Origin of the sequence: Pseudomonas sp. BF-R-01, assembly GCF_019946615.1 — a bacterium.
In the GTDB taxonomy this organism is placed as follows: Bacteria; Pseudomonadota; Gammaproteobacteria; order Pseudomonadales; family Pseudomonadaceae; genus Aquipseudomonas; species Aquipseudomonas migulae.
This window is the reverse complement of record NZ_JAGYFX010000005.1, coordinates 1-18,608: the sequence shown is the minus strand read 5'-3', so window position 1 is coordinate 18,608 and position 18,608 is coordinate 1. Positions and strand designations below refer to the sequence as shown.

Annotated in this window: 15 protein-coding genes; 5 read left to right on the top strand and 10 right to left on the bottom strand. The window is 60.1% G+C overall.

The window, feature by feature from the left end; genetic code table 11:
* Positions 1 to 70 precede the first annotated feature (70 nt).
* The 3 genes from KGB27_RS03665 (at position 71) to nadE (ending at position 3,251) form a co-directional block, all read left to right on the top strand.
* Positions 71 to 976: a LysR family transcriptional regulator gene (locus KGB27_RS03665; RefSeq protein ID WP_008043152.1), complete on the top strand. Its 906-nt coding sequence runs from the start codon at positions 71 to 73 to the stop codon at positions 974 to 976.
* A gap of 216 nt (positions 977 to 1,192) precedes the next feature.
* Positions 1,193 to 2,419: a nicotinate phosphoribosyltransferase gene (gene pncB / locus KGB27_RS03660; protein ID WP_223435564.1), complete on the top strand. Its 1,227-nt coding sequence runs from the start codon at positions 1,193 to 1,195 to the stop codon at positions 2,417 to 2,419.
* Between the two features lie 4 nt (positions 2,420 to 2,423).
* Positions 2,424 to 3,251 (top strand): ammonia-dependent NAD(+) synthetase, encoded by an 828-nt coding sequence (gene nadE, locus KGB27_RS03655; RefSeq protein WP_008043144.1) that lies wholly within the window; start codon positions 2,424 to 2,426, stop codon positions 3,249 to 3,251.
* Positions 3,252 to 3,344: 93 nt separating this feature from the next.
* On the opposite strand, the gene azu is transcribed toward nadE, so the two are convergent.
* Positions 3,345 to 3,791 (bottom strand): azurin, encoded by a 447-nt coding sequence (gene azu, locus KGB27_RS03650; RefSeq protein ID WP_008035372.1) that lies wholly within the window; start codon positions 3,789 to 3,791, stop codon positions 3,345 to 3,347.
* 343 nt (positions 3,792 to 4,134) lie between these two features.
* Here azu and KGB27_RS03645 point away from each other — a divergent pair, with 343 nt between their 5' ends.
* Entirely contained in the window at positions 4,135 to 4,722 is a 588-nt protein-coding gene (locus tag KGB27_RS03645) for a TIGR00730 family Rossman fold protein (protein ID WP_008035363.1), read from the top strand.
* A gap of 68 nt (positions 4,723 to 4,790) precedes the next feature.
* Positions 4,791 to 4,982, top strand: a complete 192-nt coding sequence (locus KGB27_RS03640; protein ID WP_008035362.1) for a hypothetical protein — start codon at positions 4,791 to 4,793, stop codon at positions 4,980 to 4,982.
* Between the two features lie 162 nt (positions 4,983 to 5,144).
* Here the strand turns inward: KGB27_RS03640 and KGB27_RS03635 are convergent, their stop codons facing one another.
* The 9 genes from KGB27_RS03635 to rpsF form a co-directional block, all read right to left on the bottom strand.
* On the bottom strand, positions 5,145 to 6,035 hold the full coding sequence (locus KGB27_RS03635; RefSeq protein ID WP_008035361.1) for a transglutaminase N-terminal domain-containing protein: 891 nt from the start codon (positions 6,033 to 6,035) through the stop codon (positions 5,145 to 5,147).
* Complete coding sequence (locus KGB27_RS03630; RefSeq protein WP_223451717.1) at positions 6,035 to 8,521, bottom strand: circularly permuted type 2 ATP-grasp protein; 2,487 nt, start codon at positions 8,519 to 8,521, stop codon at positions 6,035 to 6,037. Before KGB27_RS03630 ends, KGB27_RS03635 begins: the two co-directional genes overlap by 1 nt.
* An 88-nt stretch (positions 8,522 to 8,609) precedes the next feature.
* A complete protein-coding gene (locus KGB27_RS03625) occupies positions 8,610 to 11,885 on the bottom strand; it encodes a DUF2126 domain-containing protein (RefSeq protein ID WP_223553234.1) in 3,276 nt (1,091 codons plus the stop codon).
* A 397-nt stretch (positions 11,886 to 12,282) separates the two neighbouring features.
* Positions 12,283 to 14,586: a YgiQ family radical SAM protein gene (locus tag KGB27_RS03620; RefSeq protein ID WP_008035358.1), complete on the bottom strand. Its 2,304-nt coding sequence runs from the start codon at positions 14,584 to 14,586 to the stop codon at positions 12,283 to 12,285.
* Between the two features lie 191 nt (positions 14,587 to 14,777).
* Positions 14,778 to 16,172 carry a replicative DNA helicase gene (gene dnaB / locus KGB27_RS03615; protein ID WP_008035349.1) on the bottom strand — a complete coding sequence of 465 codons (1,395 nt, stop codon included), beginning with the start codon at positions 16,170 to 16,172 and terminating at the stop codon, positions 14,778 to 14,780.
* 119 nt (positions 16,173 to 16,291) lie between these two features.
* Positions 16,292 to 16,738 (bottom strand): 50S ribosomal protein L9, encoded by a 447-nt coding sequence (gene rplI, locus KGB27_RS03610; RefSeq protein ID WP_008035347.1) that lies wholly within the window; start codon positions 16,736 to 16,738, stop codon positions 16,292 to 16,294.
* A 19-nt stretch (positions 16,739 to 16,757) separates the two neighbouring features.
* A complete protein-coding gene (locus KGB27_RS03605; protein WP_008035345.1) occupies positions 16,758 to 17,651 on the bottom strand; it encodes a hypothetical protein in 894 nt (297 codons plus the stop codon).
* Between the two features lie 36 nt (positions 17,652 to 17,687).
* Positions 17,688 to 17,918, bottom strand: coding sequence for a 30S ribosomal protein S18 (gene rpsR, locus KGB27_RS03600; RefSeq protein ID WP_002551829.1), 231 nt, complete (start codon positions 17,916 to 17,918; stop codon positions 17,688 to 17,690).
* A 28-nt stretch (positions 17,919 to 17,946) separates the two neighbouring features.
* The gene (gene rpsF / locus KGB27_RS03595) at positions 17,947 to 18,369 is read right to left on the bottom strand and encodes a 30S ribosomal protein S6 (RefSeq protein WP_008035342.1); all 423 of its coding nucleotides are present in this window, start codon (positions 18,367 to 18,369) and stop codon (positions 17,947 to 17,949) included.
* Positions 18,370 to 18,608: the final 239 nt, after the last annotated feature.

Below are 18,608 nucleotides of genomic sequence, written 5' to 3'. Positions count from 1 at the left end.
GAGAGATATCATTCCGTTTATTCATGCTGCGAATTGCTGGTCAGCAAGAAACAAGAAAAAAGGACAACCCATGCTGAATAAACGCTACCTGCCGTCGATCACTGCACTGCAGTGTTTCGAGGCCGTGACCCGGCATTTGAGCTTCACGCGGGCCGCCGAAGAGCTGAACCTGACCCAGAGCGCCGTCAGCAAACAGGTCGCGCAACTCGAAGAATTGTTGCAGCACCTGTTGTTTCGTCGAGTACGCCGACGCCTGCAAATGACCCCGGCCGGTGATTTGTATCTGGTTGAGGTACGAAAAATCCTCACGCAAGTCGAGATGTCGACCCATTACCTGCGCTCCTACGGCGGAGAGACCGAAGTCCTGCGCGTCTCGACCCCGCCGACGTTCGGCGCCCGCTGGCTGGTCCCCCGTTTGAAGGGTTGGCGACTGCGCCATCCGTCGATTCATCTGGACCTGTGCAGCGAGCAGGAAGCCGATGACCTGCTGCAAGGTCGCAGCGATCTGGCGTTCTATTTCGGCCAGGGCTCACGGCCCCGCACCGAATGCCTGAAGCTGTTCGGCGAAGAGCTTGTTCCGGTATGTGCACCGAGCAGCCTGCCGGCCACGCCGTTCACCGATCCGACGCAACTTACCGACCTGGTCCTGCTGCAAAACGCCTCCCGGCCGCAGGCCTGGCACGACTGGTTCGACAGCCAGGGTTACCACACCGAACACAGCTACCACGGCCCGCGCTTCGAAACCTTTTATATGTGCATCCGTGCCGCACAGGTCGGCTGCGGCGTGGCGTTGTTGCCGCGGTTTCTGGTGGAAGAGGAATTGGCCGACGGCAAACTGGTCATTCCCTGGCAGCATGCGATGCCCAGTTCCGACGCCTATTACCTGGCGTACCCGGAGCATTCGGCGGAAGTGCCGAAGGTGCGGGATTTTGTGAAGTGGATGCTGGAACAGATCGACAGCCCTGTAATGCCTTGAGGACGCCTTCGCTGGCAAGCCGTGCTCCTACAGGTTTCGGGCCAGACAAAGGTCCTGTAGGAGCCGGGCTTGCCGGCGAAGAGGCCATCGGCAGCGGCACAACCCTCACAAAAAAACACTGGCAATACCCCGCGCTGATATGCGCCACTAGCCCCCATCATTGAAACAGCTGCAACGTCGCCGCCACGGGCCGCGGCCAGCCTGGAGAATCCCGTTATGAGCGAGAGTGTGTTTGCCGATCGCATCGTGCAGAACCTGCTCGACACCGACTTCTACAAACTGACGATGATGCAGGCGGTGCTGCACAACTACCCGAACGTGGAAGTCGAATGGGAGTTTCGTTGCCGTAACAGTGAGGATTTGCGCCCGTACCTGGCGGAAATCCGCTTTCAGATCGAGCGCCTGGCCGAGCTGAGCCTGAGCGCCGACCAGTTGAGTTTCATGGAGCGCATCAGCTTCATGAAGCCGGATTTCCTGCGTTTTCTCGGGTTGTTCCGCTTCAACCTGCGCTACGTCCACACCGGCATCGAAAACGGCGAACTCTTCATCCGCCTGCGCGGACCGTGGCTGCATGTGATCCTGTTCGAAGTGCCGCTGCTGTCCATCGTCAGCGAAGTGCGCAACCGCTATCGCTACCGGGAGATCGTGCTGGTACAGGCGCGTGAACAGCTCTATCGCAAGTTCGACTGGCTGACCGCGAATGCCGGCAGCGACGAATTGTCCGAATTGCAGGTAGCCGATTTCGGTACTCGCCGTCGCTTCTCTTACCGTGTGCAGGAAGAAGTGGTGAACGTGCTCAAGCACGATTTCCCCGGGCGCTTCGTCGGCACCAGCAACGTGCACCTATCGCGAGAGCTGGACATGAAACCGCTGGGCACCATGGCCCACGAGTGGATCATGGCCCACCAGCAACTGGGCCCGCGGCTGATCGACAGCCAGATCGCCGCCCTCGATTGCTGGGTCCGCGAGTACCGCGGCCTGCTGGGGATCGCCTTGACTGACTGCATCACCATGGATGCCTTCCTCAACGACTTCGACCTGTTCTTCGCCAAGCTCTTTGACGGTCTGCGACATGACTCCGGAGATCCGGTGATCTGGGCGGAAAAGGCGATCGCCCACTATCAAAAGCTGGGTATCGACCCGATGAGCAAGACGCTGACGTTCTCCGACAGCCTGACGCTGCCCAAGGCGCTGGAAATATTTCGCGCATTGCGCGGTCGGATCAATGTCAGCTTCGGCATCGGTACCAACCTGACGTGCGATATTCCGGGTGTCGAACCGATGAGCATCGTGCTTAAAATGGCGGCCTGCAACGGCCAGCCGGTGGCAAAGATCTCCGACGAGCCTGGCAAGACTCACTGTAAAGACCCGAATTTCGTTGCCTATTTGCGACACGTTTTCAAAGTTCCTGCCGCCCTTTCCAGCACACCAAGCAAGGAGTGAATTCATGCAAGCCGTACAGCGTGAGATTGCTGAGCAGCTCAAGGTTCAACCGCCATTCGCCGACGAGGCCGCCCTCGAGGCTGAAATCGCGCGGCGCATCAGTTTCATCCAGGATTGCCTGGTCAATTCCGGGCTCAAGACATTGGTGCTCGGGATCAGCGGCGGCGTCGATTCCCTGACCGCCGGCCTGCTGGCCCAGCGCGCCATGTGTGAACTGCGCACCCGCACCGGTGATGACAACTACAAGTTCATCGCCGTGCGCCTGCCGTACGAAACCCAGTTCGATGAACACGACGCCCAGGCGTCGGTGGATTTCATCAAGCCGGACGAGCGCCACACCGTGAACATCGGCCCGGCGGTCAAATCCCTGGCCAATGAAGTGGCAGCGTTCGAAGGCAAGCACGCGGTCTCGGTGGATTTCGTCCTCGGCAACACCAAGGCGCGGATGCGCATGGTCGCCCAGTACACCATCGCCGGCGCGGCCCATGGCCTGGTGATCGGCACCGATCATGCGGCGGAAGCGGTGATGGGGTTCTTCACCAAATTCGGTGACGGCGCCTGCGACCTGGCCCCGTTGAGCGGCCTGGTGAAAAATCAGGTCCGGGCGATTGCCCGCAGTTTCGGTGCGCCGGAATCGCTGGTGGAAAAAGTCCCGACGGCGGACCTTGAAGACCTGTCGCCAGGTAAACCGGACGAAGCGTCCCATGGCGTGACGTATGCCGAGATCGACGCGTTCCTGCATGGGCAGCCGGTGCGTGAGGAAGCGTTCAAGATCATTTGCGATACGTACAGGAAGACCCATCACAAGCGGGTGATGCCTTTCGCCCCTTGATTTAGGTGGTGCCTGATCCGACGCCTTCGCGGGCAAACGTCAGGTACAAAAAAAGCGTCCCAAGTGGACGCTTTTTTTATGCGCGCGATTCGCTTATTTCAGCGTAACCGTGCCTTTCATCATCGAAATGTGGCCCGGGAACGAGCAGAAGAAGCCGTATTTCTCGGCAGCATCAAGCTTGGACACATCGAAGGTCACCGAGTCGGTTTCCTTGGAGCCGATGATTTTGGTGTGAGCGATAATGCGCGCATCACCCTCTTTCAGGTAGTTCTTGTCGATGCCGGCAGACAGGCCATCGGTAGCGATCGGCTGCATGTCCGCTTCTTTGCTCAGCACCCAGTTGTGGCCCATGACGTTTTTCGGCAGGTTGCCGGAGTGGGTCAGTTCAACGGTGAAGGTCTTGCAGCTTTTGTCGATTTCGATGGCCTTGGTGTTGAAGGCCATTTGGTCGGTGGAATCGATGGTCGTCTTGCACTCGGCAGCCATCAATTGACTGCTGGCCAGTGTCAGCAGGGATACCGCAACAAGTTTGGCAAACATGGTGAATCTCCAAGGCAGGGTTAACAAAAGTGCGAATGGACAGAAGACTGCCTGAAAACTTCGCAAGTTCCTATGACCTGAATCAAAAATTGTATACAACTTTCGGGCTATGACACCTATCGAAACAATCTACCAGCCAGACGTCTAGGGCGGCCCTATCATCAGGTCGTCATCACTTATACGGAGCGTCTGTCATGTCCATCAATAGCCTGTTGTGCAGTTTGCTCGCCGCTTACGCCTGTGGCGCCAGTGGCACCTGTGAAACGTCCCGGCGTGAAGTTTAGACCTTGGAGCATAGCGCCTCTGCCTTTACTCTGTGGCCATCCTGACCATGGAGTAAGGCATGTCTTTAGCGTCCGTTTGTGTATTTTGCGGTGCCAGCACCGGCACCAACCCGGCTTATCGTGAAGCGGCTGTCGCCCTCGGGCGAGCGTTGGCCGAGCGCAAGCTGACCCTGGTCTATGGCGGCGGTGCCGTCGGGCTGATGGGGATCGTCGCCGACGCCGCACTGGCGGCCGGCGGTGAAGTGATCGGGATCATCCCGCAAAGCCTCAAAGACAAGGAAATCGGTCACAGCGGCCTCACGCGCCTGGAAGTGGTCGACGGCATGCATGCGCGCAAGGCGCGGATGGCCGAGCTCAGCGACGCCTTTATCGCGCTGCCCGGTGGCCTGGGCACTCTGGAAGAACTGTTCGAAGTCTGGACCTGGGGCCAGCTCGGCTACCACGGCAAACCGCTGGGACTGCTGGAAGTGAACGGTTTCTACAGCAAGTTGACCGGTTTTCTTGATCATATCGTCGGCGAAGGCTTCGTTCGCGAAGCACACCGTGACATGCTGCAAGTGAGCGAATCGCCGCACACCCTGCTCGATGCACTGGACGCCTGGCAGCCCTCGGTACTGCCAAAATGGGCCGAGCAAAAACCCAGCTAACGGCTAGGCACCGATACAGGGCAGAATATGCGCCGCTCAACCTCACCTTCGACCCCAGAGGATCGCCCATGGCTAAACCTAATTATTCCTTCGCCAAACGTCAGAGAGACTTGGCCAAGGAGCAGAAGAAAGAGGAAAAGCTTCAGCGCAAGAAAGCTTCAGCTGAAGAAGACGCCGCCGCACTGAACCCGGAAGCAGACGGTGAAGTGACCGCAGAAAGTGATGTTGAAGCACCGAAAGATCAGGCGCCCGACGCCTGAGACCCTCAGGGCCCGATGATCTGATCAGGCCCACCGGATCTGTGTCCCGTGTAGGAGCGAGCTTGCTCGCGAAGATATCGAAGACAGCGCGTTTTTCCAGACAGGACGCGTCATCGTTGACGTCCATCGCGAGCAAGCTCGCTCCTACAGGGTGGATCTTTGTTACTCCAGTGGCATCACGGTGACCCGGACTTCCGGATCGTGATTTCCGCCCCCCAGAATCACCCCACGCAACGGCGATACATCGGAGAAATCCCGGCCCCAGGCCAGGGTGATGTGTTCGAGTGCCGGTTGCACATTGTTGGTCGGATCGAAATCTACCCAACCCAACACCGGGCAAAACACTGAAACCCAGGCGTGTGATGCATCGGCACCGATCAGCCGTGGCTGGCCCGGTGGAGGCTGAGTCAGCAGGTAGCCGCTGATGTAACGCGCCGCCAACCCACGGGACCGCACGCACGCGAGCATCAGGTGAGCGAAGTCCTGGCACACCCCGCGACGGCGCTCCAGCACTTCCACCAGAGGCGTTGCCACTTGAGTGGCCTCGGCGTCGAAGGTGAATTCGCTGAAGATTTTTTCCATCAACGCCTGGACGCCGAGCAACAGCGGCCGGCCCGCCGGAAAACAACTTTCCGAGAACTCGACGAAGTTGCGCTTCAAATGCACATAGGGCGATTCGAACCGGTAACGACACGCTTCGAGCACGTCGGACGAAAGCGGCTGGCTGCTGTAGGTCAGTGCGTTGCGGGTTTCTTCCCAGGCCGGCGATTGATTGAAATCCAGCGTTGGCCGGGCCAGCACTTCGACGGTAAGACTGGCGTTGACCAGTAACTCATCGTGAGGCCGCTCGAACGCCAGCCGGGTCAGTGGATTGCCGAATACATCCAGTTCATCGCGGCGCGCCGTCGGGTCGGGGCTGATCTGCAATTGTTGCGCAGTACAACGCTGCCAGGCGCACGAGCGCGGCCACAGATGCGCCAACTGCTGAGCGAGGGACACCGGGCTGTCGTAGTGATAATGGGTGTCATGGAAAATCTGGTAATGAGCGCTCATCAGACGGACACCGTGCGTTGGCTGACATCATCGACGTGGGCGAAATGGCGCAATGCCAAACGATCCGACACCTGCCCGCTCGCATCGGCGATCTCTTGCAGCAGGTCGGCCAGGCCATTGATGGCGGCGCGTACGCTGGCTTCACCGAACAGCGAATTCTCCAGACACCCAAGATCAAAGCGCGCCAGACGCTCCACCAGAAACGGCAGACCGGCTTCGCGCGGCACAGCAAAATCATCGTTCAAACGTTTGAGGGTGCGGGTCACCAGCTTCAACTGGAACAGCACCGCGTGCGGGTTTTGTTCGTCGAGCAGCAACAGGTCCAGCACCGGAATCAATTGCGCCACCGCCAGATACCGCGAGCGGTAGGTGATGCTGCTGTTACCCAGTTCCAGCAGCCACTCCAGCCCGGCCTGATCAAAGGCGCCGCTACCGCGCAGAAACGCCGCGAGGCTGCCGCTGAGAAATTGCAGGCGCTCGATCCGTCGACCGATCATCAGGAAGCGCCAGCCTTCATCCCGGGTCATGTCGTCCAGCGCAAAACCCGACAGCGCCGCCAGCGACATCACCAGACGGTTGAGGAAATCCAGCAACTCGCCGAAATCCGGTTCTTCGGTTTCCAGCTCGACGGCCTCGCGCTGCAACTCCACCAGCGCCTGCCAGTTTTCCCGCGAGAGCTTGCCGCGCACTTGCGACGCCGCCCACTGCAAGCGCTGCAGGTTGGAACGCAGGCTGAACGGCCAGTCGTCACCAAGCAACGCCGCCAACAACCGTTCAGGCAGCTCGCCTTCTTCGGGCAGCAACATCAACCGCTCACCCAGATCGACCGCGGCCTCCAGCGCTTGCGGGTCATCGCCATCGACGTAGCGCGCCAGCATGATCCGCAGCAACCGCGCACTGTCATCGCAGCGCTCGCAGTAACGGCCGAACCAGAACAGGTTTTCCACCACCCGCGACGGCAAATACGGATCGCGTCGCACCAGGTCGTGCACGCCAATGTTGCGCTGGGCTTTCCATTGTTCGCCGCTGGGTGGCCGGTCCCCCAGCACCCAGGTGTCCTTGCTCGCGCCGCCGCGTTGCATCGACACCACTTCAGCGTCGGCCTCGGCGGCCACCCGGGTCAAACCGCCAGGCAGAACCCTATACCCGTCGCGACTCGCCACTGCGTACACGCGCATGCCGATGGCCCGAGGTTGCAACTGACCGCCCTCGGCCTGCCAGATCGGCGCCTGGGACAATTGCGCAAGTTCTTGCGCCACATAGGCATAAGGTCGTGCCTGCATGCGCTCGGAAAGCGCCTGACGCTGTTTTTCACTCAAATCGCGGCCAAACACCGGCGCGAAGCTTTGTGAGGGGAACGCTGGTTTGATCAGCAATTCCGGCAGTTTTTCCAGCGCCTGGGCCAGCACCGGCGCTTCGCCGCACCACCACGTGGCGATAGAGGGCAGGATCAACTCTTCGCCGAACAGGAATTGATTGATCTTCGGCAGGAAGCCCAGTAATCCCGGCGATTCCAGCACGCCGCTGCCCAACGCGTTGGCCACCAGCACCCGTCCTTGTCGCACGGCTTCAAGCAGGCCCGGCACACCGAGCGCCGAGTCGGTGCGCAGCTCCAGCGGATCACAGAAGTCGTCGTCGAGCCGGCGCATGATCGCGTGGACCCGACGCAGGCCGCTCAAGGTTTTCAGGTAAACCGTGGCATCGCGCACCGTGAGGTCGCCGCCCTCCACCAACGGATAACCGAGTTGCCGCGCCAGATACAGGTGTTCGAAATAGCTTTCGTTGAAACGCCCCGGCGTCAGCAGCACCACCAACGGCACTTCATCGTCGCTTGGCGCCTGACGGGCCAGGGTTTCCTGAAGCGTGCGGAAGAACCCGGCCAGATGCTGCACCTTCAAATCACGGTACAACTCGGGGAAGGCCCGGGACACGATCGTGCGGTTTTCCAGGGCGTAACCGGCGCCGGACGGTGCCTGGGTCCGATCCGCGGTCACCCACCAGCGACCGTCGGGCGTGCGCGCCAGATCCACGGCATACAGATGCAGAAAGGCCCCGTCGGGCGGCGAGATGCCCTGACAGGGCCAGAGGAAGTTGTTGTGACCGAATACCAGCTCAGCCGGCAACAAGCCTTCAGCGATCAACCGTTGCGGGCCGTACAAGTCCGCCAGCACAGCATTCAACAGTCGAGCCCGCTGGGCGATGCCGGCCGACAAGTGCTCCCATTCGTCCGCAGCGATCACGTGCGGCAGCAAGTCCAGCTCCCACGGTCGATCCGCGCCCTTGGGATCGGCATAGACGTTGTAGGTCACGCCGTTTTCCTGGATCTGACGGGTCAGCAGTGCCTGACGCTGCACCAGCTGCGCGGGCGTGCTGCGTTGCAACTGGTCGAACAACCGACGCCAGTGCGGACGTACGGCGCCACTGTCGTCGAGCAGTTCGTGATAAGTGCCCGCCGTCAGCGGGTAGCGGTCAAGCAGGTCAGGCATGGAAAGCTCGGCAGACAGCAAGGAACGGTCAGACTAACGCACGCTCATGACGCCCGGATATACGAAAAATCCGAGCGTCGCGTACGGTTTAGAAACGTCGCAAATCGAGAGTCATCGGCAGCTCGTCGTTTATTTCCAGAATTGGTATAGGAAGTTTCCCCGGGCTGTGTCCGATGCGGAAGAAACGCGCCATCCTCCGACTCTCGGCTTCATTGGCGTTCACCGGCAAGCTGTCATAGTTGCGCCCGCCCGGATGGGCGACGTGGTACTGACACCCCCCCAGCGAACGCTGCATCCAGGTGTCGAGCAGGTCGAATACCAGCGGCGCATGGACCGGGATCGTCGGTTGCAGACAGTTGGCCGGTTGCCAGGCACGAAAGCGCACGCCTGCAACGAACTCGCCAACCCGACCGGTCGGCTGCAAAGGCACCGGAACGCCGTTGCAGGTCAGCAAATAGCGCTGCGGTGCCAGGCCGGTGAGTTTCACCTGCAAGCGCTCCAGGGATGAATCCACGTAGCGCACCGTGCCGCCGACCGCGCCCTCCTCGCCCAGTACATGCCAAGGCTCCAGCGCCTGACGCACTTCCAGTTCGATGCCGCTGACGGCGTAATCGCCGACCTTGGGAAAGCGAAACTCCAGATGCGCGGCAAACCACTCGGCCCGCACCGGATAACCCGCGGCATTGAGGTCGACGATCACATCAGCGAAATCCTGCTCGATAAAGTGTGGCAACAGGAACCGGTCGTGCAATTCCGTGCCCCAGCGCGCCAGTTTCGGCGGCGCATAAGGCTCGCGCCAGAATCGCGCGACCAGTGCGCGCAGCAACAACTGCTGAGCCAGGCTCATGCGAGCGTGAGGCGGCATTTCAAAAGCGCGCAACTCCAGCAAGCCAAGGCGCCCCGTTGCGCCATCGGGCGAATAAAGCTTGTCGATGCAGAATTCGGCGCGATGAGTGTTACCCGTCACGTCTATCAACAGGTTGCGCAGCAGTCGGTCGACCAGCCACGGTGCGCATTCCTCGCCGGGTGAAGGCATCTGGGCGAAGGCGATTTCCAGCTCGTACAACGCATCGTTTCGCGCTTCATCGACGCGCGGCGCCTGGGACGTCGGGCCGATGAACAATCCGGAAAACAGGTAGGACAACGACGGGTGGTTATGCCAGTAACTGATCAGGCTGCGCAGCAAATCGGGACGGCGCAGGAACGGTGAGTCGGCCGGTGTCGCGCCGCCCAGTACGAAATGGTTACCGCCGCCAGTGCCGGTGTGTCGGCCGTCGATCATGAATTTTTCAGTGGTCAGCCGCGTCTGGCGCGCTTCTTCGTAGAGAAACTCGGTGCGCTCGACCAGTTCATCCCAGGTGGCGGACGGCTGCACGTTGACCTCGATCACGCCTGGGTCCGGGGTAATGCGGAAGTTGCTCAGACGCGGATCGCTTGGCGGTTCATAGCCTTCCAGCAGCACCGGACAATGCAGCTCCTCAGCCGTGGCCTCGATTGCAGTAACCAGCTCCAGATAATCCTCGACCCGCTCCAGCGGCGGCATGAACAAGTACAACCGCCCCTCCCGCGCCTCGGCGCAGAACGCGGTGCGCGTCAGCCAATCGGCGGATTCGTCGATTTCCAGATCACGCTCGACCGCTTCGGCCGCGGCGACGGGGCGGCTCAACTGCTGAGTATCCGGGAGCGTCGGGAATTCCTGATTGGGATCGTTGGGGTAGATGAACGGATACTCGGCGGCTTTCACCCACGGCTGCGAGCCCAGCGGCAAGCGATAACCCAGTGGCGAATCGCCCGGCACCAACCGGCAGTGCTCGTCGCGCAGGTACCAGCGACCGCTTTGCCACTGATCGCCCTTGGCGGTGCGCGCCAATGGCAACACCTGGCCGATCACTTTATCCAGTCCCTGACTGAAGACTTTGCGCAGTCGCGCACGCTCCAAGGGTTCTTCCAGACGCGAATCTTCGGCGCTGACATTCAGCGGCAAAGTGCCTTCGCGCCAGAGGTAATAGAAATTGTCTTCGTAGGCTGGGAACACAAAGCGTGTCGGAATTTTCAGGCGTTCGGCGACACTCGCCAGAAAACGCCCGGCCAGTTCGCCATCGGCACCGTAGTCTTCCTGCTCATCGGCAATCAGCGCGCTGTTGTGCCAGATCGGCACGCCATCGCGGCGCCAGTAGCAGTTCAGCGACCAGCGCGGCAGTTGCTCGCCGGGGTACCACTTGCCTTGACCGAAATGCACCAGACCTTTGGGTGCGTAATGTTTGCGCATTCGCTGGAACAGCTCGGCGGACAAACGCCGCTTGTCTGGCCCCAGCGCGGCGGTGTTCCACTCGGCGCCGTCCGGATCGTCGATGGAGACGAAGGTCGGCTCGCCGCCCATGGTCAGGCGTACGTCGCCTTCCAGCAGGTCGGCATCAATCTGCCGGCCCAGCGCCTGGATCGCCAGCCATTGATCTTCGGTGTAGGGCTTGGTGACGCGCGGCGCCTCCCAAATCCGCTCAACGGACATTTCGTGGGTGAATTCGCACTCGCACGGTTCCACCAGGCCACTGATCGGTGCCGCAGAGCCCGGATCGGGACTACACGCCAACGGAATGTGTCCTTCACCGGCAAACAGGCCTGAGGTCGCGTCCAGGCCGATCCAGCCGGCACCGGGTAAATAGACCTCGCACCAGGCGTGCAAATCGGTGAAATCCACTTCGGTGCCCGACGGACCGTCGAGGCTTTTGACGTCGGCGGTCAGTTGAATCAGATAACCGGAGACAAAACGCGCCGCCAGGCCCAGGTTGCGCAGCAGCTGCACCAGCAGCCACGCCGAGTCTCGACAGGAACCGGAGGCATGTTCGAGGGTGTGTTCGGGCGTCTGCACGCCTGGCTCCATGCGGATCAGGTAGCCGATGTCCTCGCTCAGGCGCTGATTGAGCGCGACGAGGAAATCCACGCTGGGCAGCGGCGTGCGGTCGATACCGTCCAGATAGGCCTTGAATTTCGGCGTCAGCGGCAGGGTTTCCAGGTACGGCGCCAGTTCCTTGCGCTCGTCCGCGGCGTAGGCAAACGGGATTTTTTCCGCGTAGGGTTCGAGGAAGAAGTCGAACGGATTGAACACCGCCATTTCCGCCAGCAGATCGACCTCGATCCGCAGTTCCTCGGTTTTCTCCGGGAACACAAGACGTGCCAGGTAATTACCTTGGGGGTCTTGCTGCCAGTTAATGAAGTGCTGCTCGGGCGAGACTTTCAGCGCATACGACAGTATCCGCGTACGGCTGTGGGCGGCCGGGCGCAGGCGAACAATCTGCGGACCGAGCTCGACAGCGCGGTCGTAGCGGTAATGCGTGACGTGGTGCAATGCGACATGAATCGACACGGCGTGCCTCCTGCGAGCCTTAAGCGTTATCGAAAGCGCGCAAGACTTATGCCATCCAGTGGCGCTGGCGCTTTCTCCGGTTGCTTGAGGCAGTACAGCACCAAAATCGGGCGATGCAGGAAATTGGTTTGGGGGCGTTGCACGCAAATGTGGCGACCAGTGGGCTGTCAGCTGGAATTGGCTGCGGCTGTAGTGGCCTCATCGCGAGCAGGCTCGCTCCCACAATGATCTCTGTCGTTCACAAATTCTGCATCCAAAGAAGAACCTGTGGGAGCGAGCCTGCTCGCGATGAGGCCAATAGCTACAACCCATTATCTGACTCTGAAAACGCCCGCTTGGTTGCCGCACACAAAAACGCCAACCCGAAGGTTGGCGTTCTGTTCAGCTCAAGTGAGGCTTAGCGCGGCACAACCGGCTTGCGCGCAGGCTTCGGCCCTTTGCCTTTGGCGGCATCCTTGCGCTCCTTGGCCGCCTGCTGGTTGCGGGCAAATGCCGCTGCCTTGGCCTGTTCACGCTTGTCCCACGGGTTACCGCCATCGCTGGCACGTGGTGGCAGACCGGTGTGCTGGGTCAGGATCTTGGTGGTCTTCTCACCCGCGACCTTGTGACTGCCGGCCGGCGTCGAGTTCTTGCGACGGGCACTCTGGTAGCTGTCGGTCGCTGGCTGATGCAGCGGGATCAACTGGTTCTTGCCCGGCCCGATCAGGTCGGCGCGGCCCATGCGGGTCAGCGCTTCACGCAGCATCGGCCAGCCTTTCGGGTCGTGATAACGCAAGAACGCCTTGTGCAGGCGACGCTGCTCTTCGCTCTTGACGATGGTCACGGCGTCGCTCTTGTAAGTGACCTTGCGCAGCGGGTTCTTGCCCGAGTGGTACATCGCGGTGGCGGTGGCCATCGGCGACGGGTAGAACGCCTGCACCTGGTCGGCACGGAAGCCGTTGCCCTTGAGCCACAGGGCCAGGTTCATCATGTCTTCGTCGGTGGTGCCCGGGTGAGCGGCGATGAAGTACGGAATCAGGTACTGCTCTTTCCCGGCTTCCTTGGAGTACTTCTCGAACATGCGCTTGAACTTGTCATAGCTGCCGATGCCCGGTTTCATCATCTGATTGAGCGGACCTTCCTCGGTGTGTTCCGGGGCGATCTTCAGGTAACCACCGACGTGGTGGGTCACCAGCTCCTTGACGTATTCCGGCGACTCGACCGCAAGGTCATAGCGCAGACCGGAAGCGATCAAAATCTTCTTCACACCCGGCAACGCACGGGCGCTGCGATACAGCTGGATCAACGACGAGTGGTCGGTGTTCAGGTTCGGGCAGATGCCAGGGAACACGCACGATGGCTTGCGGCACGCGGATTCGATTTCCGGGCTCTTGCACGCGATGCGGTACATGTTCGCGGTCGGGCCGCCGAGGTCGGAAATGACGCCGGTGAAACCTGGCACCTTGTCGCGGATCTCTTCGATTTCGCGAATGATCGACTCTTCGGAACGGTTCTGGATGATCCGGCCTTCGTGCTCGGTGATCGAGCAGAAGGTGCAGCCGCCGAAGCAGCCACGCATGATGTTCACCGAGAAGCGGATCATGTCGTAGGCAGGGATTTTTTCCTTGCCGTACGCTGGGTGTGGAATACGTGCGTAAGGCATGCCGAACACGTAGTCCATTTCTTCGGTGGTCATCGGAATCGGCGGCGGGTTGAACCAGACGTCGACTTCGCCGTGCTTCTGTACCAGCGCGCGGGCGTTGCCCGGGTTGGTTTCGAGGTGAAGCACGCGGTTGGCGTGAGCGTAAAGCACTGCATCGCCACGGACCTTCTCGACCGACGGCAGACGGATCACCGTCTTGTCGCGGGTCATTTTCGGGCTGGCCAGAATCTGCACGACTTTGGCTTCGCTCGGGTCTTCAACCGGCCCCTTTTCCTGCTCGATGGCGCAGGCCTGGGTGTCCTGGGTGTTCACGTACGGGTTGATGATCTTGTCGATCTTGCCCGGACGGTCGATGCGCGTGGAGTCGACTTCGTACCAGTCTTTCGGCGTATCGCGACGGATGAACGCGGTGCCGCGCACATCGGTGATGTCTTCGATCTTGTGACCGTAGGACAGGCGCTGGGCGACTTCGACAATCGCACGCTCGGCGTTGCCGTAGAGCAGGATGTCGGCACAGGCGTCGATCAGGATCGAGTTGCGCACCCGGTCCTGCCAGTAGTCGTAGTGGGCGATGCGGCGCAGGGAGGCTTCGATGCCACCAAGTACGATCGGCACGTTCTTGTAGGCTTCCTTGCAGCGCTGGCTGTAAACCAGGCTCGCGCGATCCGGACGTTTGCCCGCCAGGCCACCGGGGGTGTAGGCGTCGTCGGAGCGGATCTTCTTGTCGGCGGTATAGCGGTTGATCATCGAGTCCATGTTGCCGGCCGCGACACCGAAGAACAGGTTCGGCTCGCCGAGCTTCATGAAGTCGTCTTTGGACTGCCAGTTCGGCTGGGCAATGATCCCGACGCGGAAGCCCTGGGACTCCAGCAGCCGGCCGATGATCGCCATGCCGAACGACGGATGGTCAACGTAGGCATCACCGGTGACGATGATGATGTCGCATGAATCCCAGCCAAGCTGATCCATCTCCTCCCTGCTCATTGGCAGGAATGGCGCTGGACCGAAGCATTCGGCCCAGTACTTGGGATAGTCAAATAACGGCTTGGCTGTTTGCATGACGATGACCGGTGTTGAGATGAAAAATCGCGGGCGCGGAATATAGCACAAAAAATGACCAATTCCGACGGTTATGGTCGGAAATTGGTGGCGACCTCATTCGCGGGCAAGCCTCGCTCCTACAGAGGAATGTGATCCCCTGTAGGAGCGAGGCTTGCCCGCGAATGAGGCCCTGACAGGCGCTACATAATTTACTCGTCGTCGAAGTTGTAGCTACCCGGCGCCAGGTTTTCGAAGCGGGTGTACTTACCGATGAACGCCAGTCGCGACGTGCCGATCGGGCCGTTCCGCTGTTTACCGATAATGATTTCGGCGATGCCTTTGTGTTCGGTTTCCGGGTGATAAACCTCATCCCGGTAAACGAACATGATGACGTCGGCATCCTGCTCGATCGCTCCGGATTCCCGGAGGTCGGAGTTGATCGGCCGTTTGTTCGGTCGTTGCTCCAGGGAGCGGTTGAGCTGGGACAGCGCCACCACCGGGCAATTGAATTCCTTGGCCAGGGCCTTCAAGGAACGCGAGATCTCGGAAATCTCGTTAGTCCGGTTGTCACCACCGGAGCCCGGAATCTGCATCAATTGCAGGTAGTCGATCATGATCAGGGCGACATCGCCGTGCTCACGCACCAGACGCCGGGTCCGCGCGCGCATTTCCGACGGGCTGATGCCCGCCGTATCGTCGATGAACAGCTTGCGGTCGTTGAGCAGGTTGACCGCCGATGTCAGGCGCGGCCAATCGTCGTCGTCCAGGCGACCGGCACGGACCTTGGTCTGGTCGATACGGCCGAGGGACGACAACATACGCATGATCAGCGATTCGCCTGGCATCTCGAGCGAGTAAACCAGCACGCACTTGTCGCTGCGCAACACGGCGTTTTCCACCAGGTTCATCGCAAAGGTGGTTTTACCCATCGACGGACGGCCGGCGACGATGATCAAGTCGGCCGGCTGCAGGCCGCTGGTCTTCTCGTCGAGGTCGGTGTAACCGGTGGACAAGCCAGTGATGGCGTTATCGGTGTTGAACAAGGTGTCGATGCGGTCGATGGCCTTGGTCAACAGGTCATTGACGCTCACCGGGCCGCCGGTTTTAGGCCGGGCCTCGGCGATCTGGAAGATCTGCCGCTCGGCTTCGTCGAGAATCTCTTCAGCCGTGCGACCTTCCGGGTTGAAGGCGCTGTCGGCAATCTCGGTGGCGATGCCGATCAACTGCCGCAACGTCGCTCGCGCGCGAACGATCTGCGCATACGCCTTGATGTTGGCGACGGACGGCGTGTTTTTCGCCAGTTCACCGAGGTAACCGAGGCCGCCGACCTGCGAGGTCTGACCTTCCTTGTCCAATTGCTCGGCAAGGGTCACGACGTCGATCGGGGAGTTCTGGTCGGCGAGTTTGGCGATCGCGCGGAAAATCAGGCGGTGGTCATGTCGATAGAAATCGCCGTCGGAGACTTGATCGAGCACGCGCTCCCAGGCGTTGTTGTCCAGCATCAAACCACCGAGCACGGCCTGTTCGGCCTCGATGGAATGCGGCGGCACCTTCAGGGAAGCGGTTTGCAGATCGTATTGCTCGGGAGCGGAGATATCGTTCATGGCCACTTGAATAGTTGTGAAAATCAGGAACTGCAGAAAGACAAAGGGCACGACCTGTAAACAGGATCGTGCCCGATGTTACCGGCAAGCACCCGAGGGTGCCAGCCGACAAGTGCTGCTTAAGCTGCTACCACGACAACGCGTACGGTGGCTTCAACTTCGGCGTGCAGGTGCACGGCTACGTCGAATTCGCCTACGTTGCGGATGGTGCCGTTCGGCAGACGAACTTCGCTTTTTGCAACTTCAACGCCAGAGGCGGTCAGTGCATCAGCGATGTCGTGAGTACCGATCGAACCGAACAGCTTGCCTTCGTCACCAGCGGTGGCAGTGATAGTCACTTCCAGCTCAGCCAGTTGGGCGGCACGGCTTTCAGCCGAAGTTTTACGGTCTGCTGCGGCTTTTTCCAGCTCAGCGCGACGCTCTTCGAACGCAGCCAGGTTGGCTGGGGTCGCGGCGGTAGCTTTGCCGTAAGGCAGCAGGTAGTTACGACCGTAACCAGCCTTAACGTTTACTTTGTCACCCAGGTTGCCCAGGTTGGTGACTTTTTCCAGAAGGATCAGTTGCATGTGAAAATCCTCTTAACTTTTAACCTTCACCGTTCGCGCTATCGACGTCTTTCGGCGTCGAACGACCGCGAAAATCAATCAGGCTGTCGACGATGGCCAGGACCACCAGCAACGGATAGATCAGCTGCATGAACAGCAACAGCGTGACGTACAACCCCACCAGCCAGAATCTGGCCAGTCGCTTTTGCGCCACCAGCCCGTGAATCAGGGCCAGCCCGGCGAACACCAGCGGTACACTGCACAACGGCGTCAACATGGCCATCTGCGGACCGATGTTCGGCCCCAGAAGCATGAACGCCAGCAGTAACATCGCCAGCCCCAGCGGGAATCGGATGGCGCGAAATTCGCGACCAAAACCACCCGGGTTGTACAACAACGCCTGCCAGTAGCGCCCGACAATCAGGCTCAGCACACTGACGATTTGCAACAAGGCCGCAATCAGGCCAGTCAGGACCGGTGCAATCAGGGACGCAAAATGCGCTTGCTCGTCTACCGACAACTTCTGGTAGACATCACCGAGTAGCGACGGCATGACCTTTATCAAGGCCTGCGCCAGCATCTCGATTTGGGGAGCAAAAACTGTCCCCAGCACCACTGCAAACACCACTCCCATCGCTATGCTGACCAGCAGCACGCGGTTCCAGGACTCGCTTGCGCGCAAAACCAACGCAAGGCTCGAAGACCCCAGCAGCACCAGAAGTGCCCGTGGGTCATCGGAGTAAAGCCACCAGATCAACGCCGGCAGCAGTCCCAGAGCAAGTACGCCAAGGGCGTCCTTCAATCCGCGCCGCAGGAGCACAAGGCATCCGGCGGCAGCACCCAACCAATACAACAACGGCAATGTTGCGCATCCGGCCACTACGAGAGTGGCCTGCATACGGCCGCGCATGATGAACTCAGCTATGGCACGCATGCATTCAATCCTTTGCTACGTGTCGACTGCCCGGTCTCAGCGGCCGTGGCTGTCGGTGTAGGCCAGCAGGGCCAGGAAGCGGGCGCGCTTGATAGCGGTGGCCAGCTGACGCTGATAACGAGCTTTGGTACCGGTGATGCGGCTTGGAACGATTTTGCCGGTCTCGGATACGTAGGCTTTCAGAGTGTTGAGATCTTTGTAATCGATCTCTTTCACGTCTTCAGCGGTGAAGCGGCAGAATTTACGACGACGGAAGAAACGTGCCATGTAATAGGCTCCTCAAAAGGTCCGTGGATTACTCGTCAGCGTTATCGCTGTTGTCGCTGTCATCACCATCAACGCCTTCGGCGTCGGAGTGCTCAGGACGGTCGCGACGCTCACGGCGCTCACTGCGGTTTTCTTCAGCCTTGAGCATCTCGGATTGGCCGGTAACGGCTTCTTCGCGACGGATGACCAGGTTACGGATCACTGCATCGTTGTAGCGGAAGTTGTCTTCCAGCTCGGCCAGGGCCTTGCCAGTGCACTCAACGTTCAGCATCACGTAGTGAGCCTTGTGAACATTGTTGATTGCGTAGGCCAGTTGACGACGGCCCCAATCTTCCAGACGGTGGATTTTGCCGCCGTCTTCTTCGATCAGCTTGGTGTAACGCTCAACCATGCCGCCGACTTGCTCGCTTTGATCCGGGTGGACCAAAAAGATGATTTCGTAATGACGCATGAATGCTCCTTACGGGTTGTAGCCTGCCGCTCAAAAGCGGTCAGACAAGGAGTGAATGACACTTATGGACTTGCTTGCGATAGACACATGCGTGCCTGCCGTCACAGCAAGGGGCGCAATTGTAGAGAAGGGACAGAAGAGGTGCAAGGCAATTGGTGATTATTTGAACAACCACCAACAACCCCGCTTCTGTAGGAGCCGGCTTGCTGGCGATCCGTGCGACGCGGTCTGTCAGATGG